Source organism: Sphaerobacter thermophilus DSM 20745 (assembly GCF_000024985.1).
Taxonomy (GTDB): Bacteria; Chloroflexota; Chloroflexia; order Thermomicrobiales; family Thermomicrobiaceae; genus Sphaerobacter; species Sphaerobacter thermophilus.
Genome location: NC_013523.1, coordinates 327,544 through 350,359 on the forward strand (window position 1 = coordinate 327,544; position 22,816 = coordinate 350,359).

The 22,816-nt window shown below is 67.7% G+C and carries 20 protein-coding genes; 13 read left to right on the plus strand and 7 right to left on the minus strand.

Annotation, left to right across the window (positions count from 1 at the left end; all coding sequences use genetic code 11):
- The first annotated feature begins 92 nt into the window (after positions 1 to 92).
- The 11 genes from STHE_RS01425 to STHE_RS01475 all read left to right on the plus strand — a co-directional run bounded on the left by STHE_RS01425 (position 93) and on the right by STHE_RS01475 (position 11,003).
- Positions 93 to 449: an NADH-quinone oxidoreductase subunit A gene (locus STHE_RS01425; RefSeq protein WP_012870779.1), complete on the plus strand. Its 357-nt coding sequence runs from the start codon at positions 93 to 95 to the stop codon at positions 447 to 449.
- The gene (locus STHE_RS01430; RefSeq protein ID WP_012870780.1) at positions 440 to 997 is read left to right on the plus strand and encodes a NuoB/complex I 20 kDa subunit family protein; all 558 of its coding nucleotides are present in this window, start codon (positions 440 to 442) and stop codon (positions 995 to 997) included. The genes STHE_RS01425 and STHE_RS01430 overlap by 10 nt, the downstream gene beginning before the upstream one ends.
- A gap of 32 nt (positions 998 to 1,029) precedes the next feature.
- Positions 1,030 to 1,638 carry an NADH-quinone oxidoreductase subunit C gene (locus STHE_RS01435; RefSeq protein WP_012870781.1) on the plus strand — a complete coding sequence of 203 codons (609 nt, stop codon included), beginning with the start codon at positions 1,030 to 1,032 and terminating at the stop codon, positions 1,636 to 1,638.
- A gap of 79 nt (positions 1,639 to 1,717) precedes the next feature.
- Positions 1,718 to 2,875 (plus strand): NADH dehydrogenase (quinone) subunit D, encoded by a 1,158-nt coding sequence (nuoD, locus tag STHE_RS01440; protein ID WP_041399228.1) that lies wholly within the window; start codon positions 1,718 to 1,720, stop codon positions 2,873 to 2,875.
- 131 nt (positions 2,876 to 3,006) lie between these two features.
- Positions 3,007 to 4,038: an NADH-quinone oxidoreductase subunit NuoH gene (nuoH, locus tag STHE_RS01445; RefSeq protein WP_012870783.1), complete on the plus strand. Its 1,032-nt coding sequence runs from the start codon at positions 3,007 to 3,009 to the stop codon at positions 4,036 to 4,038.
- A 60-nt stretch (positions 4,039 to 4,098) separates the two neighbouring features.
- Entirely contained in the window at positions 4,099 to 4,827 is a 729-nt protein-coding gene (locus STHE_RS01450) for an NADH-quinone oxidoreductase subunit J family protein (RefSeq protein WP_012870784.1), read from the plus strand.
- Positions 4,824 to 5,132, plus strand: a complete 309-nt coding sequence (gene nuoK, locus STHE_RS01455; protein WP_012870785.1) for an NADH-quinone oxidoreductase subunit NuoK — start codon at positions 4,824 to 4,826, stop codon at positions 5,130 to 5,132. The genes STHE_RS01450 and nuoK overlap by 4 nt, the downstream gene beginning before the upstream one ends.
- Before the next feature lie 102 nt (positions 5,133 to 5,234).
- Entirely contained in the window at positions 5,235 to 7,133 is a 1,899-nt protein-coding gene (nuoL, locus tag STHE_RS01460) for an NADH-quinone oxidoreductase subunit L (protein WP_012870786.1), read from the plus strand.
- Between the two features lie 17 nt (positions 7,134 to 7,150).
- Positions 7,151 to 8,734 (plus strand): NADH-quinone oxidoreductase subunit M, encoded by a 1,584-nt coding sequence (locus STHE_RS01465; RefSeq protein WP_012870787.1) that lies wholly within the window; start codon positions 7,151 to 7,153, stop codon positions 8,732 to 8,734.
- 74 nt (positions 8,735 to 8,808) lie between these two features.
- A complete protein-coding gene (locus STHE_RS01470) occupies positions 8,809 to 10,305 on the plus strand; it encodes an NADH-quinone oxidoreductase subunit N (RefSeq protein ID WP_012870788.1) in 1,497 nt (498 codons plus the stop codon).
- A gap of 287 nt (positions 10,306 to 10,592) precedes the next feature.
- Entirely contained in the window at positions 10,593 to 11,003 is a 411-nt protein-coding gene (locus tag STHE_RS01475) for a low affinity iron permease family protein (RefSeq protein ID WP_012870789.1), read from the plus strand.
- Between the two features lie 305 nt (positions 11,004 to 11,308).
- Here the strand turns inward: STHE_RS01475 and priA are convergent, their stop codons facing one another.
- The 3 genes from priA to STHE_RS01490 form a co-directional block, all read right to left on the minus strand.
- A complete protein-coding gene (gene priA, locus STHE_RS01480) occupies positions 11,309 to 13,735 on the minus strand; it encodes a replication restart helicase PriA (RefSeq protein WP_245534865.1) in 2,427 nt (808 codons plus the stop codon).
- Between the two features lie 155 nt (positions 13,736 to 13,890).
- On the minus strand, positions 13,891 to 14,475 hold the full coding sequence (locus STHE_RS01485; RefSeq protein WP_012870791.1) for a hypothetical protein: 585 nt from the start codon (positions 14,473 to 14,475) through the stop codon (positions 13,891 to 13,893).
- A gap of 6 nt (positions 14,476 to 14,481) precedes the next feature.
- Positions 14,482 to 14,697, minus strand: coding sequence for a hypothetical protein (locus STHE_RS01490; protein WP_012870792.1), 216 nt, complete (start codon positions 14,695 to 14,697; stop codon positions 14,482 to 14,484).
- A gap of 228 nt (positions 14,698 to 14,925) precedes the next feature.
- On the opposite strand from STHE_RS01490, the gene STHE_RS01495 reads away from it, so the two are divergent.
- Together STHE_RS01495 and STHE_RS01500 are read left to right on the plus strand one after the other, a co-directional pair.
- Positions 14,926 to 16,299 (plus strand): aspartate aminotransferase family protein, encoded by a 1,374-nt coding sequence (locus STHE_RS01495; protein ID WP_012870793.1) that lies wholly within the window; start codon positions 14,926 to 14,928, stop codon positions 16,297 to 16,299.
- A 31-nt stretch (positions 16,300 to 16,330) separates the two neighbouring features.
- Positions 16,331 to 17,995, plus strand: coding sequence for a gamma-glutamyltransferase (locus tag STHE_RS01500; protein ID WP_012870794.1), 1,665 nt, complete (start codon positions 16,331 to 16,333; stop codon positions 17,993 to 17,995).
- Between the two features lie 142 nt (positions 17,996 to 18,137).
- On the opposite strand, the gene STHE_RS01505 is transcribed toward STHE_RS01500, so the two are convergent.
- The 4 genes from STHE_RS01505 to STHE_RS01520 all read right to left on the minus strand — a co-directional run bounded on the left by STHE_RS01505 (position 18,138) and on the right by STHE_RS01520 (position 22,771).
- Positions 18,138 to 19,091, minus strand: a complete 954-nt coding sequence (locus STHE_RS01505) for a branched-chain amino acid transaminase (RefSeq protein ID WP_012870795.1) — start codon at positions 19,089 to 19,091, stop codon at positions 18,138 to 18,140.
- Between the two features lie 124 nt (positions 19,092 to 19,215).
- Positions 19,216 to 21,027, minus strand: coding sequence for a peptide ABC transporter substrate-binding protein (locus STHE_RS01510; protein ID WP_012870796.1), 1,812 nt, complete (start codon positions 21,025 to 21,027; stop codon positions 19,216 to 19,218).
- 32 nt (positions 21,028 to 21,059) lie between these two features.
- Complete coding sequence (locus tag STHE_RS01515; protein WP_012870797.1) at positions 21,060 to 22,037, minus strand: ROK family protein; 978 nt, start codon at positions 22,035 to 22,037, stop codon at positions 21,060 to 21,062.
- Between the two features lie 35 nt (positions 22,038 to 22,072).
- Positions 22,073 to 22,771, minus strand: coding sequence for a glycosyltransferase family 2 protein (locus STHE_RS01520; protein ID WP_012870798.1), 699 nt, complete (start codon positions 22,769 to 22,771; stop codon positions 22,073 to 22,075).
- Positions 22,772 to 22,816 lie beyond the last annotated feature (45 nt).

Below are 22,816 nucleotides of genomic sequence, written 5' to 3' on the forward strand. Positions count from 1 at the left end.
AGGCGTGCCCGTTACCCGTGTTACGGCGGGGGGCGTGTGATATAGTACACAAGCGCGGGGACGAGCCCCGGACGCCCGGAGAGGGAGCGAGGATGCTGCAAGGGTACGCGGTCATCGGGCTGATGCTCATCACAGCAATCCTGATGGGCTCGGTCCTCCTATTGCTCGGCCGGTTGATCCGACCGTACCGGCCCACCCCGGCGAAACTCCAGCCCTACGAGAGCGGTATCCCCGACGTGGATCCGCCCAAGACTCGCTACACTCCCCGCTTCTACATCGTGGCCATGCTCTTCGTCATCTTCGACATCGAGGCGATCTTCCTCTATCCCTGGGCGGTCTCGTTCGTGCCGCTGGGCGCGTATGGCTACGTCACGGCGGTCGTCTTCCTGACCATCTTGCTCGCCGGCCTGCTCTACGAATGGAAGAAGGGGGCGCTCGAATGGGTGTAATTGAGGACCGGTTCGAGCGAAACATCCTGACGACCACCGTCGATACCGTCTTCAACTGGGCGCGGCGCTCCAGTCTCTGGTGGCTTCAGTTCGGACTGGCCTGCTGTGCCATTGAGATGATCAGCGCGGCGATGCCGCGCTTTGATCTGGCCGAGCGCTTCGGCATGCTCTACCGTGCCTCGCCGCGCCAGGCCGACCTGATGATCGTGGCCGGCACGGTGACGAAGAAGATGGCGCCCGTCGTCCGGCAGCTCTACGACCAGATGGCCGATCCGAAGTGGGTCATCAGCATGGGGAGTTGCGCGAACGTCGGGGGGCCGTTCGACACCTACGCGGTGGTCCAGGGGGTGGATCAGGTGATCCCGGTCGATGTCTACGTGCCGGGCTGCCCGCCCCTGCCTGAGGCGCTGTACTACGGCGTGCTCGAGTTGCAGAACCGCGTGATCAAGTACGACACGATCGCGAAGAAGCAGGGCGTCGAGGCGGCCGAGGCGGACCGCATCCGCGCGCGCGAAGAGGCACAGGCCGCGCTGGGTGTTCGGCGCTAGGCTCGGCGGCGCGCGGCGGGAGAGGTGACGACGTGTCTGAAGAACGGCAGATCGCCGCGGTACCCCGGTCAGAACCCTGGAGCGACACAGGGTACTGGGGTCCGACCAACCCCGATGAACACCCAGCGGTCCGCGCCGTACGCGAACAGTTCCCCGACGCCTACATCTCCGCCTACTCGTTCCGCGACGAGATGACGATCCGCGTCGAGCGCCCGCGCTTTCGGGACGTGATCCAGTTCCTGCGCGATCACCCCGACCTGCAGTACACGATGCTGTCCGACGAGACGGCCGTCGACATGCTGCGGCTGCGGCCCGATCCGCGCTTCGACGTGTTGGCGCAGCTCTACTCGATCCGCCGTCGCTGGCGGCTGCGGGTCAAGTGCGGGGTCAACGACGGGGAGGTCGTCCCCTCGCTGGTGCCGGTCTTCGCCGCGGCGGGCTGGCTGGAGCGCGAGGTCTACGACATGTTCGGCATCGTCTTCGAGGGACATCCGGATCTGCGCCGCATCCTGCTCCCCGAGGACTGGGACGAGGGGCACCCGCTGCGCAAGGACTACCCGCTGCGCGGCTACCGCGAGTATGTGCAGCCCGGGTTCGAGGCGCCCGCGCCGCGTGTCCGCTCGAGACTTCGGAGGCCGTAGCACCATGTCGCTAGAGATCACCGAGCCGACGCCGGTCATCATCAGCGAAGAGCGCCAGATCAGCGACACGCGGCGGGAGATGGTCCTGAATATGGGACCGCAGCACCCGAGCACCCACGGCGTGCTCCGCGTCCGCCTGACGCTCGAGGGTGAGACGATCACCGCCTGCGACCCGGTGATCGGCTACCTGCACCGTGGCGTCGAGAAGATCGGGGAGTCGAAGCGCTACGCGCAGTTCACCCCCTGGACCGACCGCACCGACTACGTCGCGGCGCCCTCCAACAACCTGGGCTACGTGCTGGCGGTCGAGAAGCTCCTGGGGATCGAGGCGCCGGAGCGAGCGCAGTACTGGCGCATGATCATGGGCGAGCTGGCGCGCATTGCCTCGCATCTGGTCTGGCTGGGCACCCACGCGCTCGACATCGGGGCGCTGTCGATGTCGCTCTACTGCTTCCGCGAGCGTGAGCTGATCCTCGACATCTTCGAGAAGTTCTGCGGCGCCCGGCTGACGACCAACATGATGGAGATCGGCGGGTTCTCCCGCCCCATCCCGGCCGGCCTGCCGGAGATGATCCGCGACTTCCTGAAGGTCTTCCCGCAGCGACAGCGCGAATATGAGGACCTCCTCTCGGCCAACCCGATCTGGCTGGCGCGTACACGAGGGGTCGGCGTCATCGAGCCGGATGTGGCGATCAACTATGGGTTGACCGGGGCCTGCCTGCGCGGCTCGGGCGTGAACTACGACGTGCGCAAGGCGCAGCCGTATCTCCTCTACGATCGGATCGACTTCGAAGTGCCGCTCGGCACCCAGGGCGACGTCTACGATCGCTACCTGGTGCGCATGGAGGAGATGCGGCAGTCGCTGAAGATCATTGAGCAGTGCCTGGATCAAGTGCCGACTGACGGCCCGCTGAAGCTGGCGGAGTCCAACTACGTCATCCCGCCGCATGAGACGGTGCTGACGACCGCCGAGGACATGCAGCGGCACTTCATCTGGGTGATCAAGGGCTTCTCGCCGCCGAAGGGCGAGGTCTACATGTCGATCGAGCACTCCAAGGGAGAGCTCGGCTATTACATCGTGAGTGATGGGTCGCCGGTCCCGTACCGGCTGCGGATCCGGACACCGGATTTCGTTAATCTCCAGTCGCTGCCGTACCTGGCCGAAGGGGCCATGCTGGCCGACGTGGTGGCGTTGATCGGCACAATCGACATCGTGCTGGGGTCGGTCGACCGTTAAGATAGCCCAGCCCGACGCGGTCCGGCGCGAGGCGCCGCGCGGGCCGGGACCTTCACCATGCGCTGGGGGCAGGGGGAGCGCCCGGGGCGGGGGTGTAGGGGAGCAACGGGGAGCTTGAGGCAGAGGCGCGCATGAACTGGTCTGCGTTCATCAGCAGCTACATCTTCGCGTTCATCGTGCTCAACGTCATGCTGGGCTTGATGGCCTACATGACGTACATCGAGCGCAAGGTGATGGCCGCGATGCAGGACCGGGTCGGGCCGAACCGCACCGGTCCCTTCGGCCTGCTCCAGCCCATCGCCGACGGGGTCAAGCTCCTGGCCAAAGAGGACATCGTCCCCAAGAACGCGGACCGGCTGGTCTTCCTGATCGCCCCGTTGATCTCCTTCGTGCTGGCTCCCCTGTCCGCCGCGGTCATCCCCTTCGGCGGCACGATCACCGTCTTCGGCTACGACGTCAATCTCTACGTGGCGGACATCAACGTCGCCGTCCTCTACGTGCTGGCGTTGGGCGGCATGGGGGTCTACGGCATCATCCTGGGCGGCTACGCCTCCGGCAGCCGCTACTCGCTGCTGGGGGCGCTGCGCTCTGCGGCCCAGGTGGTGAGCTACGAACTCGTGCTCGGCCTGTCGCTGGTGGGGATCTTCATCCTGTCGGGCTCGCTCAGCCTCGTGGAAATCCTCAACGCCCAGCAGCAGCCGCTGACCCTGTTCGGGGGCGCGATCCAGATTCCCAACTGGTACATCCTGAGCCAGCCGCTCGGCTTCGTGCTCTTCCTGATCGCGGCCGTGGCCGAAACCAACCGCGCGCCGTTTGACCTGCCCGAGGCCGAGACCGAGTTGATCGGCGGCTTCCATACCGAGTACTCGGGCTTCCGCTTCTCCTTCTTCTTCCTGGCCGAGTACATCAACATGATCGTCGTGTCGTTCATGGCGGCGACGCTCTTCCTCGGCGGTATCGATGGACCGATCGCGGACGGCGTCTGGTGGCTGGCGGCCAAGGCCGCGCTGTTCCTCCTGTTCTACATCTGGCTGCGCACCACCCTGCCGCGCTTCCGGTACGACCAGTTGATGGGCCTGGCGTGGAAAGTTCTGCTGCCGCTGGCCGTGATCAACGTCGCGCTGACCGGGTTGATTCGACTTTGGGGGTTAGGTCTACTCTAGGCGGCGCGGGCTCGGATCGCCCGTGGTGCGTGATGAAGCGACGAGGAGACGATCCGCGTCATGTCTGCTGAGGTCCTGGTATTCGACATTCTGGGGGCGGTGGCCGTGCTGGCAGCGGCCGGCGTCGTGCTGGCGCGCAAGCCGGTCCACAGCGCGCTGTCGCTCGTCGTCAGCTTCGTCAACGTCGCCGCGATCTACGTCATCCTGCGAGCCGAGTTCCTGGCGGCGGCGCAGATCATCGTCTACACGGGCGCCATCCTGGTGCTCGTCCTGTTCGTGATCATGCTCGTTCATCCCGAGGACCTGCCCGAATTCCACGGCGGGCGCCCGATCCAGCGCGTGCTGGCGCTCATCCTCGGCCTGGTCCTGCTGGGTGAGGTGCTGGCCGCAATCCTGACCCGCACCGTCGTCGGGCAGCCGGGCCCCTGGTCGGAGCAGGCGGTCCAGGCTGTCGGCGGGAATACCCAGGCGCTGGGCCAGGTGCTCTACTCCGGCTATGTCTTGCCGATTCAGGCCACCGCGCTGCTGTTGCTGGTGGCCACCATCGGCGCGCTCGTGTTGGCCCGACCCGAAACGCCTCGTGTGCGGCGCGTTGCCCGCGACACGCTGACCATCTCGCTGGGCCACCCGCGCGGCGCCGACGGCGCGAACGGCGTGGAGCTGCCGGCTCTGCCTGCGGTGGCGGGCGACCGGATCAAGCCGGAGACGGGCGAGCGCGAGCTGGTTATGGCCAAGTCTGGTGATGATTTCCTCGATCAACCGGTTTGGGGGGAGCGGCGCCGGTCATGAGTGAGTTGACCTCCAGCCATTTTCTTGTGCTCAGCGCGGCCCTCTTCATCATCGGGATGATGGGCGTGCTGACGCGCCGCAACGTGCTCGTCATCTTCATGTGCGTCGAGCTGATGTTCAACGCCGTGAACGTCAGCTTCATCGGCTTCGCCTGGGAGCAGAACTCGCTGGTGGGTCAGACCTTCGCCCTGTTCATCATCGCGGTCGCCGCGGCTGAGGCGGTGGTCGGCCTGGGCATCATCATGGCGCTGTCCCGGCGCCTCGACACGGTGGACATCGACAAGGTCCGCGAGCTGCGGGAGTAGACAGGCGCGGGGGTCTGGTGTGGCACGACTGCGCATCGCTGAGGAGGCTGCCGGCGAGCACGGCCGGTGGAGTAGGGCGCAGGTAGGGGAGTAGCCGTCGCGATGGCCAACTGGTTGTTTCTCATTCCACTGGCGCCGCTCGCCGCCGCGGTCATCAACTTTCTCTTCGGCCGCTGGTACATCCGGGACCGGGCCCACTGGCTCGCGATCCTCGGGGTAGCGACCGCATTCGCGGTCAGCGTCGCCGTCTTTGCCCAGGTAGCGGGCGATGGCGAGGCGGTCAGCCAGCATCTCTTCACCTGGATCCCGGCGGGCGACTTCCAGATCCCGGTCACGCTGACCGTTGACCAGTTGACCGCCGTGATGCTGCTGGTCGTCACCGGCGTCGGCCTACTTGTGCACATCTACTCCGTCGGGTACATGCACGGCGACCCCGGCTTCTACCGCTTCTTCGCCTACCTCCCGCTCTTCGTCTTCTCAATGCTGATGCTGGTCCTCGCCAACAACTACCTCCTGCTCTTCTTCTTCTGGGAGGCGGTGGGGCTCTGTTCCTTCCTGCTGATCGGCTTTTGGTACCGGCGGCGCTCGGCGGCGCAAGCGGCGAAGAAGGCGTTCGTCGTCAACCGGATCGGCGACTTCGGCTTCGGCCTGGGTGTCATGCTGATCTTCGTCAACCTGGGCACCCTGGAGTACGCCGGGGTGTTCGAGCGCGTGGCCAGCCTGCCCCAGGGTACGGTGACCATCATCGCGCTGCTGCTGTTCACCGGCGCCATCGGGAAGTCGGCGCAGATTCCGCTCTTCGTCTGGTTGCCGGACGCCATGGAGGGCCCGACGCCGGTCTCGGCGCTGATCCACGCCGCGACGATGGTGACGGCCGGTATCTTCATGGTCGCCCGCTCCTGGCCGATCTTCGCCGCCTCGCCGGATGCGATGCTGGTGGTGGCGATTATCGGCGCGGCGACCGCCTTCGTGGCCGCGACGATCGGGCTGACGCAGTACGACATCAAGAAGGTGATCGCCTACTCGACGGTCAGCCAGCTCGGCTACATGGCCTTCGCGCTGGGCGTCGGGGCCTGGGCCGCGGCCATCTTCCACCTGATGACCCACGCCTTCTTCAAGGGCCTGCTCTTCCTCGGCGCCGGGAGCGTGATCCACGCCATGCACGACGAGCAGGACATGCGCCACATGGGCGGCCTGAAGAAGTACATGCCGGTCACCTATTGGACCTTCCTGATCGGATCGGCGGCCAATGCCGGCATCCTCCCCTTCGCCGGGTTCTGGAGCAAGGATGAAATCATCGTCGGCGCCTGGGTCGGCGGCCGGCCGATCATCGCCATCGTAGGGCTGATCGCGGCGCTCTTCACCTCGCTCTACATGTTCCGGGTCGTGTTCCTCACCTTCCACGGGGAGGAGCGCTTCGACCGGCGCCATGTCAAGCCGCATGAATCGCCGGCCGTGATGACGATCCCGCTGCTGATCCTGGCGGTGGGCGCGATGCTGGCCGGGTTCGTGGGCTTCCCGCCCGAGAACGGCGCCTTCCATCACTTCCTTGAGCCGGTCTTCAGCGGCCACGGCGCCGAGGCGCACCACGTCTCGACGGCGACCACCCTGACGTTCGGCGCCATCTCGACGGCGATCGCCCTGGCAGGGCTCGGCCTGGCCTACGCGGCGTACATCCGCGGCTCGCTCAACCCGGCGACGATCGCGGAGCGGTTCGGCCCGCTCTATCAACTCGCGTATCGCCGGTGGTACTTCGACGAGATCTACGAGACCCTGATCGTGCACCCGCTCTACCGGTTGTCGGTCTGGCTGTGGCGGGTGGTGGACGTGCAGATCATCGACGGCACGGTCAATGGCGTGGCCGCGCTGGTGAGCTTCACCGCGCAGCGCTGGCGGCGGGTCCAGACCGGTCTGGTGGCGAACTACGCGCTCGCCATCGCGCTCGGGACCGTGATCATCGTCGGGGTCTACCTGATCGTCGGTAGCAACCTGTTCCAGTAGGCGGTAGAGGAGCGCAGGTGGACGGTTTCCCGATTCTGAGTGCGTTGACCTACGTGCCGCTGGTCGGCGCCGCGATCATCTTCTTTTGGCCGAAGGCGTCGCCGCAGGCGGCCCGCTGGGTCGCGCTGGGGGCGTCGCTGGTGTCGCTCGCCCTGTCGCTCGTGATGCTGGCCGGCTTCGACACCAGTGCGAGCGGCATGCAGTTCGTCGAGCGGTTCGAATGGTTGCCGGCGCTGGGTGTCTCCTACCACTTTGGGGTGGACGGCATCAGCGTCCTGCTGATCGTCCTGAGCACGCTCCTGACGACTATCGGCATCGTGGCCTCCTGGTCCTCGATCCAGCACCGCGTGCGTGAGTACATGATCACCATGCTGATGCTGGAGACGGGGATGCTCGGCGTCTTCGTCAGCCTCGACCTCTTCCTCTTCTACATCTTCTGGGAGGTCATGCTGATCCCGATGGCGCTGTTGATCGGCGTGTGGGGCAGCGCCAACCGGGTCTACGCGGCCGTCAAGTTCTTCCTCTACACCCTGGCCGGCAGCCTCTTGATGCTGGTCGGCATCATCGCGCTCTACCAGTCCTACTTCGAGCAGACGGGCATCCGCACGCTGGACGTGCTGCAGTTGCAGCAGGGCAACTACGGCTACACGTTCCAGATGTGGGTCTTCGCCGCCTTCTTCATCGCCTTCGCGATCAAGGTGCCGATGTGGCCGTTCCACACCTGGCTTCCCGACGCCCACGTTGAGGCGCCGACGGCCGGGTCGGTGCTGCTGGCGGGCGTGCTGCTGAAGATGGGCGGCTATGGTCTGCTCCGCTTCAACCTGCCCCTCTTCCCCGACGCGGCGCGGGACTGGGCGCCGGTGATCATCGTGCTCTCGGTGATCGGCATCATCTACGGCGCACTGGTGGCCCTGGTGCAGCCCGATCTGAAGAAGCTGGTGGCCTACTCCTCGGTCAGCCACATGGGGTTTGTGACCCTGGGCATCTTCGCCTTCAACGCGCAGGGCCTCTACGGCGCGATGATCGTGATGCTCAGCCACGGGCTGGTGACCAGCGCGCTCTTCCTGTGCGTCGGCGTGATCTACGACCGGGGCCATACGCGACTCATCAGCCGCTTCGGCGGCCTGGCGACCAACATGCCGGTCTATGCCTCGTTCCTCGGGCTCTTCACCTTCGCCTCACTCGGGCTGCCCGGGCTGTCCGGCTTCGTTGGCGAGTTCCTCTCGATTCTGGGAGCCTTCCGCGCCGAGCGCGCGGCGGGCGTCATCGCCTTCCTGGTCGTGATCTTCTCCGCCTGGTACATGCTGTGGATGTACCAGCGGGTCGCCTGGCAGCGCGCTCCGGGTGAGCCGCCGGACGCGAACGACCCGGAGGCGAAGCTGGCCGGGGACGAGCCGCGGCCGGTGATGGGCGGTGCCGAGCACGGCGGCGACGTGGTCGACCCGCGCACGTTCCGCGACGTGACGTGGCGCGAGGCCATGACCCTGGCGCCGCTGGCGGTGCTTACGATCTGGATGGGCGTCTACCCGCAGTGGTTTATGAACTTCCTGCGGACGGCGCTCGAGTTGGTGGCGAAGCCGTTCGGCGGGATCGGCTTCTAGCGACCGGCGCGTTCACACGGTAGCGCGGTGCGGCGGGGCTTCCCCGCCGCCCGCCTTGCGAAGGAGACACGAGGGTGCCAGTCGTCGAACTCGTACGGCCGGAGTGGGGTCTGATCGTCCCCGAGCTGATCCTGCTGGGCACGATCGTGGTCGTGCTCGCCGGGGACCTCATCCTGCCGCGCCGGCAGCATAGCGCGTTGACCTGGGTGGCGCTGGCCGGCCTCGCGCTCTCGCTCCTGTCGAACCTCACGATCGACTGGGACGCCGGGCAGTCCACCTTCAACGGCATGTTCAAGGCCGACTACTTCAGCCTCTTCATCAACATCGTCGTCGGCCTCGCCGGTATTCTCTCGGTCATGATCTCATCGTCCTACGTGGAGGGGGCAGAGGAGCCGGGCGGCCTGCCGCTGCCGGAGTACCTGGCGCTGCTCCTCTTCTCGATCCTGGGCACGATGCTGGTCGGCGCGGCCGGTGACCTGCTCATGATCTTCCTCGGCATCGAGATGGGGTCGCTCGCCGTCTACGCGCTGACCGGGTTCGCCCGGCGGCGCACCACCTCGCTTGAGGGCGCCCTGAAGTACTTCCTGCTCGGCGCCTTCGCCACGGCGATCCTGATCTACGGCATGGCCTGGACCTACGGCGCCACCGGCACCACGGCGCTGGACGAGATCGCGGCCCGGCTGCGGCCGGTCATCACCGGCGAGGGCGGCATCGAGGCGTCGCTGCTGCTGGCGCTGCTGCTGCTGGCGATCGGCCTCGGGTTCAAGATCGCCGCGGTCCCCTTCCACATGTGGACGCCGGACGCCTATCAGGGCGCGCCGACGCCGGTCAGCGGCTACATGTCGGTCGTGCCGAAGGTGGCGGGCTTCGCCGCCATGGCGCGGGTGCTGGTGCAGGCGCTGGGTCCGCTCAGCGACTCCTGGCTCACCCTGATCGCGATCCTGGCGCTGGCCACCATGGTCTACGGCAATGTGGTGGCGATCGCCCAGCGCGACGTCAAGCGTATGCTCGGCTACTCCTCGATCGGCCACACCGGCTACATCCTCGTCGGGCTGGCGGCGTACAGCGGCATGAGCGCGGACGACCGCAGCGTCAGCAGCGTACTCTTCTACCTGTTCAGCTACGCCTTTATGAACATCGGCGCCTTCGGCGTCGTGACGTGGTTGCAGGCGCGTGGCCTCGGGGTGACCCTCGATGACTTCCGCGGCCTGGCGGCGCGCAGCCCGCTGGCGGCGCTCGCCATGACGGTCTTCATGCTGTCGCTGATGGGTCTGCCGCCGCTGCTCGGCTTCTACGCTAAGTACTACGTGATTCTCGCCGCGGTGCAGGTGGGCCTGATCTGGCTGGCCGTGGCGGTTGTGGTCATGAGCGCCGTCTCGGCCTTCTTCTACCTGCGCGTCGTGGCGGTCATGTACTTCAACGAGCCGGTCGGTGACTGGAAGACGCAGCGGACGCCGCTCCTCGGCACCGGGCTGGCACTGATGGCGATCGGCACACTCGTCTTTGGTCTCCTGTCCAGCCCGCTCCTCGACCTCGCCCAGAAGTGGGTGCAGGCGTTCGGCGTGGCGTAGTGGGCCGGACACCCCTCACCCCCTAACCTCCTCTCGCCTTGTGGGAGAGGGGGAATGGGTTTCTCATGCGTTAAACGTCATACGTCATGCGTCATCAGTATTGCGTACTGCGTATTGCGTGCTGCGTAGTGGGGCGTACTCCAGTCTCCCAGAGTTGGGAGAGGGGTCGGGGGGAGGGCCGTGTTCCCCGTTCGATCGCGCCTCATTTCGGGTCGGAGGCGGCACGCCCTTTGCGTCCTGGCAGATCGGTTTGTCCCACGCTCGCATCGAGATAGGGAGTACCGGGCATGCGAGATGCCTTCGACCGCCTCTCAAGCCGCATCGCCAGGATGGTTGGCTCGTACCTGGCGTTCCTGGTGGCCTGTGCTGTCATCATCATCTGGGCCGCCTCCGGCACCTGGTTCGGTTTCAGCGACACCTGGCAACTCGTCATCAATACCGGCACGACCATCGTGACTTTCCTCATGGTCTTCCTCATTCAGGCCACGCAGAACCGGGACGCCCGCGCCACACAACTAAAGCTGGACGAGTTGATCCGCGCGGTGACCGATGCGCGGGCGACGTTCATCGACATCGAAGAGGGTACTGAGCGAGATCTTGACACCGCGGAGGCGGAGTTCCGCCAGAGCCGCAGCCACGACGACGCGTCAGGGAGGGCCACAGCGCGATCGCGCCGGAAGCGCGCCGGTGGGGACTAGCCGCGGGCCGGTTGCCCACCGGCTCGATCGAGGCCGTTGAAGGAGTGGGCCGGATGGAATCCTGGATCCCATGGGCGGCTGTCATTGGAGTCGTGGTCTTCCTCGCGCTCCTGTTCTTCGCCTGCTGACCAGGGAGACCGACAGCCGGGTTCCGACCCCCGCCGGCGCTTTGGAGGGATGCCTATCCTGTCACGAGCACATGGGCCAGGATGGCTGCTCAAACGTCGTGTGCTTCCCCGCTACGCCAGGAGTCCGCAATGCGCCCCTCAAGGCCGGGGACCGAACCGCACGCCGCGATCTGCGCATCACAGCACGCTCAGGGGGTCGACATCGATGGCCCAGCCGGGGTCGAGGTCGACGGCGCTGGCGACCGCGTGGCTGTCGGCGCCGCGCAGCAGGATCTGCCACTGGTAGCGGCCGCGAACCTTGGCGGTGAAGGCCGGGGTGGGACCGAGCAGGTCGACATCGCGCGCGCCGAGCCGGTCGGCGGTGGCGGCCAGCAGGTCGGCGACCTCGGCCGCCGTGGTCTGGCAGGTCACCTCGTCCGGGTGGCGGTAGACGAAGCGGATCAGGCGGCGGAAGGGCGGGTAGCCGTGCTTCCGCCGGAAGGCGATCTCCTCCCGGTAGAAGGCCGCATAGTCGTGGCGGCTGGCGGCGTCGATCGCGTAATGGTCGGGTGTGTACGACTGAACGATGACCCGCGCGCCCGGCGTTCGCCGCCCCGCGCGGCCGGCCACCTGTGTCAGGAGCTGGAAGGTGCGCTCGGCCGAGCGGATGTCGGGCAGGTGGAGCAGGGTGTCGGCGTTGATGATGCCGACGGTGGATACCAGCGGGAAGTCGAGCCCCTTGGCGACCATCTGGGTGCCGACAATGACGTCCACCTCGTGGCGCAGCACTCGCTGCATCAGGTGGCGATGCTCCACGCCCCGGCGGAGCGCGTCCTGATCCCAGCGGAGCACACGAGCGCCCGGGATCAGGCGCCGCACCTCCGCCTCCACCCGTTGGGTCCCGGTGCCGTAGTAGCCGACGGCGCTGCTGCCGCAGGCCGGGCAGCGGCTGGGCGGCGGCTGGCGCTGATTGCAGCGATGGCAGAGGAGCAGCCGCTGGTCCGCGTGGTAGACGAGCGGCACATCGCAGAAGGGGCACTGCTCGACGTGGCCGCAGGCGCGACACTGGATCAGCGTGGCGGCCCCTCGGCGGTTGAGGAAGAGGATCGCCTGTTCCCCTGACTCCACAGCCCTGCGCAGCGCGGCCTGCAACGGGCGGCTGAAGATGTGGGTGTGCCCCTGGGACAGTTCCAGGCGCATATCGACGACCTGGACCTCGGGGAGGTCCAGGGTCCGGTGCTCCGGCCGGCCACGCTTCCCGAGTACGCGCGGGCCGACGCGGGTGGGGAGTTCGAGCAGCCGGATGGCGCCCGTCTCGGCGGCGTAATAGGTCGTGACGTCGGGGGTGGCACTGCCGAGCAGGAGGACGGCGTTGTGCTGGCGGATCAGCCGCCGCGCCACCTCCCGCGCGTGGTAGCGGGGTGGATTGTCCTGCTTGTAGGCACCCTCGTGCTCCTCGTCGAGGATCACCAGGCCCACCCGCTCCAGCGGGGCGAACAGCGCTGAACGGGGGCCGACGACAATTGGGATGCGGCCCTCGGCGACGGCGCGCCAGGTGTGGTAGCGGGTGGCGGGCGGGAGTGTGCTGTGGAGTACCGCGACCTGGCCGGGGAAGCGCTCGTTGAAACGCGCCACGGTCTGCGCCGCCAACGCGATCTCCGGCACCAGCATGATGACCTGCTTGCCGCGTCCGACGCACCACGCGGCGGCCCGCAGGTAGATCTCGGTCTTGCCGCTCCCGGTGATGCCGTGTAGCAGGAACTCCTCCGGCTCGCCCGCCCGCAGCGCTGCCAGCAGCGTGCGCCAGGCGGCCGCCTGCTCGGGGGTCAGGTAGGTGCTGCCCGCCCCTGGGCGCGGCTGCGCCGGCGGAGCACTCGGCGACGGGAGTTCCAGGATCTCGATCACACCGCGCTCTGCCAGTGCCTGGAGCGCGGCAGCGGTGACGCCCGGCCGGCGCACCAGATCGTGCCAGGGGATCGGCTCATCCCCGGCCAGCGCCACGCGGCGGCGGATAACTTCCAGGGCCCGCCGCTGGGCCGGGGCGCGATGCAGGTCGACTCCGTCCGGAGTGATCAACCGGACATAGCGGGCGGTGGGCGTCCGCGGTGCGCCGGAGACAACGCGCGCGGTCCGCTCGATGACTCCTGCCGCTTCGAGCTTGGCGACGACCGAGGTCAGCGAGCGGCCGAGCGCCTTACGTGCCGCCTCCAGGCTTGTCTCCCCTCGCTCCGCGAGGAGATCCACCAGTGCCTGCTGGGTCCGGGTGAGTTGGTGATCGCCTGCACCGTCCGGCGACCGCAGCCGCAAGTGCTCGACGCTGCGCTGACCCACCCCGGGCGGGAGGCACGGGCTCGCGGCCTCAAACAGGGAGCAGAGCGTGGTCTCCGCGATCCACTGGATCAGCTCCCACTGGCGCTCGGAAAGGCAGAAGGCAGGCTCGACCGGGGCGTAAACAGGCCGCACCGGGAAGGCGGGCGCCTCGTCGTGGACCCGCACCACGATCGCCAGCCGCAGCTCCTTGCGCAGCGGGACCCAGATCAGGTGGCGCGGTGCGACGCGCCCGGCCAGGTGCTCCGGCAGGGCATAGGTCAGCAACCGCCGCCGATCGCTGACGGGCGTATCCACGGCGGCATCGACATAAAGCTGTTTCCGCGTGGAGGCCGAGGTTTCCATGTGGGAAGTGTAGCAGCCTGGCCGATTCGCTGTCGGTGACAAGTGGTCACGGTGGTGGCGGGGTCGAGTCGGCCCGTGCAGAGGGCAACCGGAGCCCTATCCAGTGGTTATGCCTCACCGAGTGGCGAGAACTCGGTCTTGAAGCGTTCGTAGCTTTCACGAAGGATCGAATCCCAGTTAGGGCTCAGGGGCCGAACGCCAAGATCTACGATGCAGAAGCGCAGGACCTCCTCGATCGTGACCCAGCCAGTCGGCAGGTGCCAGTCGTTGAGCGAGGGATGTCGATCCGGGGCGTCGGCCAGGGGAACCGCGATCGGTCCCTGGATGTGGTGACGGCAGTATTGGGCATTGGCGCCAGGAAAGCGGACGTACTCCCAACGGAGAATCGGTTCGTCGATCCCGTCCCTATATAGGGCGTAGCGGTAGCTAATCGTTCGCAGGATGTACGTGTCATCCGCGTCGCGTGGCGCCTCGCAAACTTGACCGATATAGAGGCCCATCCGGCCGAAGCGCGTGGCCAGTACCGCAGTCGTGGAGTTGCCGTGCGCGCGGAAGCGGATGTTGGCGCGGTTTTGAGACGGGACAACCTCGAAGCTTAACGGCGTCTGAGTCACAGTAGAGTGGAGGACGGTGTTGAGGTAATCGACGAAGATCCGTACAGCATGCGCGAGCGACCGACCCCGGATCGGCATCGGACGCTAGGCATCCAACATGAGAATGTGGAACTGCAAGTCGAAGCCTTGAGGAGTTCGCGGGAGTCGGTCCTGGCGGGCACGCTCGACCGCCTCGTCGAAGGTCATACCCAGGCGGTTCGCTTCAAGCTCGATGAGGCGTCGCAGTTGATCGGTCGTCAGCTCTCCGGCTTCGAGCGCCGCGAGCAGGTCGTCTGGAATAGCGAGCGCGGCCGTAACCATCCTCTAGCCTCCTCCTGGCAATTGCCAGGATTGCACGCAGGTGTAATTCTGTCAAGGCTTGCCTGGCCGCGCCGGCGCGAGCACGGTGTGTTAATGCCAAGAACCGATGCTCTGGTCGCGATCCCGCTCCGCCGGTTTACACCGGCAGTCATGATGGGGATAATCCGGGGTCGGGTGTGGGCTGCACCTGAAAGGACATAAGGTCAGGCTGAGGAAGGAACGGCTGCGATGGCCAGCCAGATGAGGAAAACGATCGAGCAGGAGTACATTGAGCGGCACCCCGGCTCGCGGGAGCGCTACGAGCGCGCGGTGCGGGCCTTCCCCAGCGGCGTCACGCACGATGTGCGCTACCTGCGTCCCTTCCCGATCTACGCCGAGCGGGCGCAGGGGTCGAAGAAGTGGGATGTCGACGGCCATGAACTGATCGACTATTCCATGGGCCACGGGGCGCTGATCCTGGGGCATAGCCATCCGGAGATCGCCGAGGCGGTGGCTGATCAGGTGCGCCGCGGCACGCACTTCGGGGCTGGGCACGACCTGGAGATCGAGTGGGGCCAGCGGGTCTGCAACCTGGTGCCGTCGGTCGAGCGGGTCAAGTTCACCTCGTCCGGTACCGAGGCGACGCTGATGGCCATGCGGCTGGCACGAGCCTTTACCGGGCGGGACAAGATCATGAAGTTCGCCGGCCACTTCCATGGCTGGCAGGACTACGCCATCAAAGGGGAGCAGCCGCCGTTCGATGGCCCGCCGCCGCCGGGTGTCCCGCAGGCCGTGGCCGACACGGTGGTGGTGGCGCCGGTCAACGATCTGGACTTCGTGGAGCAGCGCCTGGCCGCCGGCGATATCGCGGGGGTGATCCTGGAGCCGAGTGGTGCGTCATACGCGACGATCCCGCTGCCGGAAGGATTCCTCCAGCGCCTGCGTGAGGTCACCAAGAAGCACGACACGCTGCTGATCTTTGACGAGGTCATCACCGGTTTCCGCTGGGCGCCGGGTGGGGCGCAGGAGCGCTTCAACGTCACACCGGATCTGACCACCATGGCGAAGATTGTGGCTGGTGGTCTGCCGGGCGGAGCGGTCGGCGGCCGAGACGACGTGATGGCGCTGCTGGAGTTCCGCGACGATCCGGGGTGGCGCAAGGTCGGGCATCCGGGAACCTTCAACGCCAACCCGCTCTCAGCCGTGGCCGGGGCGACCTGTCTGCAGATGGTGGCCGACCCGCGGGTGCAACGCCACGCCGACGAGATGGCGGCGAAGATCCGCGCCGGCTTCAATGAGGTGCTGGTGCGCCGCGGGGTTCCGGGCTTCTGCTATGGCGAGTCCTCGGTCTTCCACGTCATGCTTGGGGTGGAGTGCTCCAACATGACGAGCGGAGACCTGCGCATGCCGGAGGGTGTCGACCCGGTGGTGCTCAAGCGGGGCCCGGCGCCGAAGCTCTCGCTGGCGCTGCACCAGGGCATGATCAACGAGGGGGTCGATCTCTTCCACGGCGGCGGCTTGCTGAGCGCGGCCCACTCGGAGGAGGACATCGCCAAGACCATCGAGGCGTTCGACCGCACCGTCGCTCGGATGGCCGACGAGGGGCTCTTCTCGGGCGCCTAGGGCACGTCGCCGCAAGGGAAGGGGAACACGGATGCCCAGCGACAATCCGGCATGGCCGTTCGACCATCTCCCGGCGCCGGAGCAGGGGCCGAAGGAGGTGGCCGTCGGTGAGCGGGCGATGGTTTCGACCTCGCACCCGATGGTCACCGAGGCCGCGGTGCAGGTGCTGCGCGAGGGGGGCAACGCGATCGACGCGCTGCTGACCGCCATGCCGCTGCAGCACGTGGTCGAGCCGCACATGTCGACGCTGGCCGGCGGCTTCGGCCTGGTCTACTGGGAGGCGGCCTCCGGGCGGGCCTACTACCTGAATGCGGAGTTGGACCGCCCGTCGGGTGGGCCGATCCCGCCCAGGGACGCGCCGGAGGAGTCGGGTCAGCGCATCGCTGTGCCGGGCACCGTGCGCGGGATGCAGGCCCTGGCCGAACGCTTCGGCACCCGGCCGTGGGCTTCCTACTTCGAGCCGGCCATCAAGGTGGCGGACGACGGCTTCCCGATGTACTCCTTCCTCTACGGCGAGATGGCCGCATCCTACGACCGGCTGACCCACTACCCGTCGGGGCGGGCGTTCTACACCCCTGCCGGCTACCTGACGCCGGTCGGCCACCTGCACCGCCAGCCCGCGCTCGCGGCGGCGCTGCGCCGGCTGGCCCAGCCGGACGGCGTCGAGTGGTTCCAGCGGGGCGAGTGGGCGCAGCGCTTCGTCGAGGCGGTGCAGCAGACCGGCGGCTCGGTAACGCTGGAGGATATGGCGGGTTATGAGCCGCGCTGGGCTGAGCCGCTCCGCTTCCGCGCCTTCGGCTATGACCTGCTCGGCGGCGACGCGCCGGAGTACGGCGCGGCGTTCGTGGGTGTCGCGCTGGGGATCCTGGAGCGCGTGGGCATCGACCCGGCCGAGCCATGGCACGGGTCGGCCCGCGCCACGGCGCTGGTGGCGCGGGCGCTCGGTGTGGCGGCGCACTATACCGCCCGCTACTGCCAGGACCCCACCGCGTTCGGGGTGCCGTTCGACATCTTGCTGTCGGACGAGTTCCTGAGCCTGCAAGCTCGCCTGCTGACGGAGAGCTTCCCCACGGTGGATTTGCCTCTGCCTGATGACAACCTCGTCGCGGCGCCGCCGCAGCCTGGTCCGGGGTCGACCGACAGCAACCACATCGTCATCGTCGACGCTGCGGGCAACTGGCTGACGATGCTGCACACGGTCTACGGCACGCCGTTCGGCACGGGGCTGGTGGTCGACGGGATCAGCGTCAACAGCGGGAATCCGAGCTACTTCGGAGGCGTCTCGGTGGGACCCGGCCGGCGGATCACGACGCCGCTGGCACCGGTCCTCGTGCTGCGTGACGGCCAGCCGTGGATCGGAATCGGCTCGCCCGGTGCTGCCTGCCAGGCCGTGGCGCTGGTCCTCCTGAACCTGCTTCACCACCGCATGGACCTCGAGGCGGCGATCGATGCGCCGCGCCTGCAGTTGCGGGCCGAGGGCGGCCGGGGGATGGGCTGGGAGATCGGCACGATCGCGGTCGAGACCCGCTTCCCGGAAGCGACGCTGCGGGGTCTGGTGCGGCTCGGCATCGACGTGGCGTCGCTGGGTGACTACAACTGGCACATGGGCTCGGTGCAGACGGTGATGCGCGACGAGTCCGGTCGCCTTCATGGCGCGGCCGATCCCCGCCGTGGCGGCCACGCCGCCGGGTTCTGAAGGGGCAGGCGGCCGCATCCCCGACGACACCGAGGGCTATCGACGCATCCGGAACGGAACCGCCCGCGGCACACGCCGCGGGCGGTTATCGTTCGTGTCCTCCAGGTTGGCGCCGGCGAGATGCCGTCTCCCTGGGAGTGGCTTAGTCGCCGGTCGGGGCGAGCTTGGCGAGGCCGACCGGGGTGCGCCACTCGGCGTAGCGCGGGTCGATGCCGCGCAGGACGTCGTGGTAGAGCTGCTCCAGCCGGCGGGTGATCGGGCCGGGCGTGCCGTCGCCCACCTGATAGCGGTCGACCGAGACGATCGGCGTGATCTCGGCCGCCGTGCCGCAGAAGAAGACTTCGTCGGCGACGTAGAGTTCGGTCCGGTCGACCGGCCGCTCCTCCACCTCCAGCCCCAGGTCCTGCCGGGCCATGGTGATCAGCGCGTCACGCGTGATGCTCTCCAGGATGCTGCTGGTGACATCCGGGGTGATCAGCTTGCCGTTGCGGACCAGCATCAGGCAGGCGCCGGGGCCCTCAGCGACTTTCCCCTGTGCGTTGAGCAGGATGGCGGTGTCATAGCCGTTGGCCGCTGCCTCCATGTTGGCCAGTTGCCCGTTGCGGTAGTTGGAGAGGTTCTTGACCCGCGGCGGCATCACGTTGTCCGAGATGCGCGTCCAGGAGCTGATGCCGGCGTGCTGCGTCTTGCCGGTCAGGAGGTGCGACGGCATCGGTCGCGTGTTGATCAGGATCGACGCCTCGCTGCCGAACCCGCTGAAGGACTTGCCGTCGCCGCTGCGGTAGGCCAGCGGACGGATGTACACGTCCTCCCGATGCTCGTTGTCACGCACCAGCTGGACGATGGCATCGATGAGCTGGTCGGTGGAGTAGTCCTGGTCCAGGCGGACAAGCTTCATCGACTGGCTGAAGCGCTCCATGTGCTCGCGCAGCCGGAAGATGTACGCCTCCCCATGGTCGGGGTTCCAATACGCCCGGATGCCCTCGAAGATTGCGCCGACCGTGGACCAGCCGATCTCGGTCACGTGGATGGTCGCATCTTCCCATGGCATCTGACGGCCGTTCCACCAGAGATATTTCGGGTGTGCTTCTGACATCGGCGTCTCCCGCTCTCATCACCCCCGGCCGCGTGGCGGGGCGTCTTCCAATGGACGATTCGCCGTGCAGGATAGCACACGCGTGCGTTGAGTCCTACAACCAATGCGTCCCAGCCAGGACGACCTATGCCTCGGGGCGGTTCTCGATGCGCAGATGGGCCTTCATGCGGGTGAAGAGTTCGCCGCGGGGGAGCCAGTCGCCTCGGCTGTTGGTGGGGATGCCGCTCACCCACGGCTTGAAGAGATACCAGGTGACCGGGTAGGCGACCGGGATGTAGATTGCCGCGCTCTGCAGTGTCTGCTCGCACTGACGGTATAGATCGAGGCGCGCCGCAGGATCAGACTCCTCGCGGGCGCGGCGTACCAGGTCGGTGTAGGCGGGATCCTCCCAGGCGAGCCGCCGCGGCAGCGGATCCTCGGGCGCGAAGAGGTCGCCGTAGCCGTTGTGCGGGTCCGGGTAGTGGAACCACCAGCGGAGCCAGATCAGCGCGGGCTCGTGCGCCCGGACCGCGGCGTCAAAGTCCTCGCGTTCGAGGATGTCGAGTGAGAGGCTGAGGCCGAGGTTCTCGCGGAGCTGGCTGATCACGTCGTTGGCGATCAGCTCCGCATCCGAATCGGACTGGCGCATGGTGAGGGTTAGCGGTGGCCAGTTCTGCCCCCCGGCGAAGGGCGTGTCCTCCAGGAGCGCCAGCGCGGCGTCGACGTCGAACTGCTGGATCTGGACGATCTCAGCATCGTTGAAGTGCCCGGGCATGCCGACCGGCATGAGGCTCGTGGCGCCCAGGGCACGTCCCTCGGTGATCTGGACGATGCGCTCCCGGTCGATGGCGCGGCTGATCGCCTGCCGCACGCGGAGGTCGTCGAAGGGCGGCATGGTGACCTGCGGGATGAGGCACCACACGGCCGCCTCGACGGCGCGGCCGAGCTGGCGCGACAGATTCGGGCTGTTGCGCACCACCGGCAGGTCCGGCCGCGGGACGGCGATGTAGTCCACCTGACGGTCGTCGTAGGGAGCCAGACCCTGGTCGAGCGGGAGGATCGGCGTGATACAGCGGTCGAGCGCGACCCGCGCGGCGTCCCAGTAGTTGGGGTTGCGGGCGATTTCGAACGCCACGCCGCGCTCCCACCGCGTCAGGATGAACGGGCCGTTGGAGACACAGTTGCCGGCCTCGGTCCAGCGGTCGCCGTGGCGCTCAACCGAGGGGCGGTGGGCCGGGAACCCGGCGACGGAGGCGATGATGACGAGGAAGCGTGGGCTGGGGCCGGTGAGGTCGACGTCGAGCGTCCAGTCGTCGGCAGCGCGGGCGCCCAGGGCTTCCGGAGGCGCGCCCGCCGTGTGGATCTCCCGGGCACCCACGATGTCGTACAGGAGCGGCGCGTCGGGCGCGGCCGTCTCGGGATTGAGTTTCCGCTGCCAGGACCAGACGAAGTCGTGAGCGGTGACGGGGTCGCCGTTGGACCAGCCGCGGTTGTTAGGCCGCAGCCGGAAGGTCCAGGTGAGCCCGTCCGGGCTGGTGCTCCAGGCCTCGGCCCAGTCCGCGACCGGCTCGAAGTCGGGGGTGAGCGTCAGCAGCCCGGCCCACAACTCCGGCTCCCCGCCGCAGTAGCGGTTGGCGTTGAAGTCGTGACTGATCGGGTCGGCCGCGAAGCCCCATTGGTAGAAGACCTGGGGGCCGCTCGCCGGCGGCGTGCTGAGGGCCGTGGCTGGCGATGTCGGCTGGGGGGACGCCGCACCGGCGGGCGACGGTCGAGCGGCGGGAGATTGGCTGCCCCGGCTGACGGGTGTGGAGTCAGTTGCGGAGCCGGCGCTGCCGCCGCGACAGGCCGCGAGCAGCGCGAGCGCTCCGGCGGCCAGCAACGCGCGGCGGCTCAGCCGGGCGGCGGCGGCCGGGCTGGGCCTCGAAGAGGGCTGCGGATGGCGGTCCTGTCTGGGCATCGTGCTCGCTCTCACCGAGCGGCCGTGGCGCGTCAGGCGCTGGGGGCGCCGAGGTTCCCGCTCTCAGTGTAGAAGACGCGCGCGGCCGCGCCGACGATCCCGGTGTGGGCACGGAGTGCCGACCGTTCGATCCGCACGTCGGGGTAGATCTGTGCCATCGCGTAGCGGGGCAGGGTCTCGCGCAGCGCGTCGAGCAGCAGGTCGGCCGACTCGGCCACGCCGCCCCCGAGGACGATCATCTCGGGGTTGAAGAGATTGACGAAGCCGGCGAGCCCGACGCCGAGGGCGCGACCAGCCCGCTCGTAGACGGCGCGCGCGGCGGGGTCCCCTGCGCGGGCGGCCTCGGCCACGACCGCAGCGGTGATCGGCCCACCCGCGGCGATCTCGGCGATGGTGCGGGATCGCTCGGAGTGGACGAGCAACTCGCCATCGCGCGCGATGGCCCAGCCGGCGGCGTAGGCTTCGACACAGCCGATGCCGCCGCAGTGGCAGCGCGGCCCGGACGGGTCGATCGAGACGTGACCCACCTCGCCGCCGAGCCCGCGGGTGCCCTCGATCAACTGTCCGTGGGAGATGATGCCGCCGCCGACACCGGTTCCCAGGGCAATGTAGATCATGTGCTGCACGCCTCGGGCCACACCGAACATCGCTTCGCCGAGCGCCGCGTTGTTGCCGTCGTTGCCGATCATAACCGCGCGTTGCGTGCGTTGCTGCAGGATGTCGCGGATGGGGATGTCGTCCCAGCCGGGCATGTTGGTGGCGAAGTAGACCACACCGGCGATCGGGTTGAGCGGACCCGGCGCCGACAAGCCGACGGGGATGCTGGTGTCCGCTCCCTCGCGGTCCGCCACCTCTGTGATCAGGGCGACGATCCGGTCGATGACGGCCTCCGGGCCCTCCTGTGCCAGGGTCGGGCGGCGGATCAGGTGCCGGATCGCGCCGTCGCGCGTCACGAGAGCGGCGCGGATGTTCGTCCCACCCAGATCGACGGCGATGGCCGCGTCACTCATCGGTCTCCCTCTCTCCGTCACCCTGCATCCGGCAGCTAGTCGAACAGGCGGTAGCGCAGCAGGGTCGCCAGGACGGTGAGCCCGTCCTTCCAGGTGATCTTCTTCCCCTCCCAGAACTCCCGCCCATTGTACGCGACGGGCACCTCGTAGATCCGGTGTCCCTGCTTGAGGATCTTGGCGGTGATCTCGGGGTCGAAGCCCCAGCGGTTGGAGCGGAGCTTGATCGAGCGGGCCACGTCTGCGGTAAAGACCTTGTAGCAGGTCTCCATGTCGGTGAGGGTCGTGTTGAACAGGATGTTGGTCGTCAGGGTGAGGAAGCGGTTGCCGACCGCGTACCAGAAGTACATTGCCTTGTGCTCGCCCAGGAAGCGCGACCCGTAGACGACCTTCGAGCGACCCTCCTGGATCGGTCGCAGCAGCCGAGTGTAGTCGCGCGGGTCGTACTCCAGATCGGCGTCCTGGATGACGACGACGTCGCCGGTGATGGCCCCCAGCGCGGTACGCACGGCCGCGCCTTTCCCCAGGTTGCGATCGTGCGTCAGGACGATCAGGTCGCTGCTGCGCGCCGCCTCTGCCAGCAGGTACTCGCGGCTGCCGTCGGTCGAGCAGTCGTCAACGGCGATGATCTCGCGGTCGCAGGGCAACTCGACGGCGCGGATTTGCTGGAGGATCTCCCCGAGCGTGTCTGCCTCGTTGTAGACCGGCAAGATGACCGAGAGCTTCTGGAGCCGCACCCGAATCCGCTGCTGGTCCAGCGTTCCCCTCCCTCCCCTGTTTCC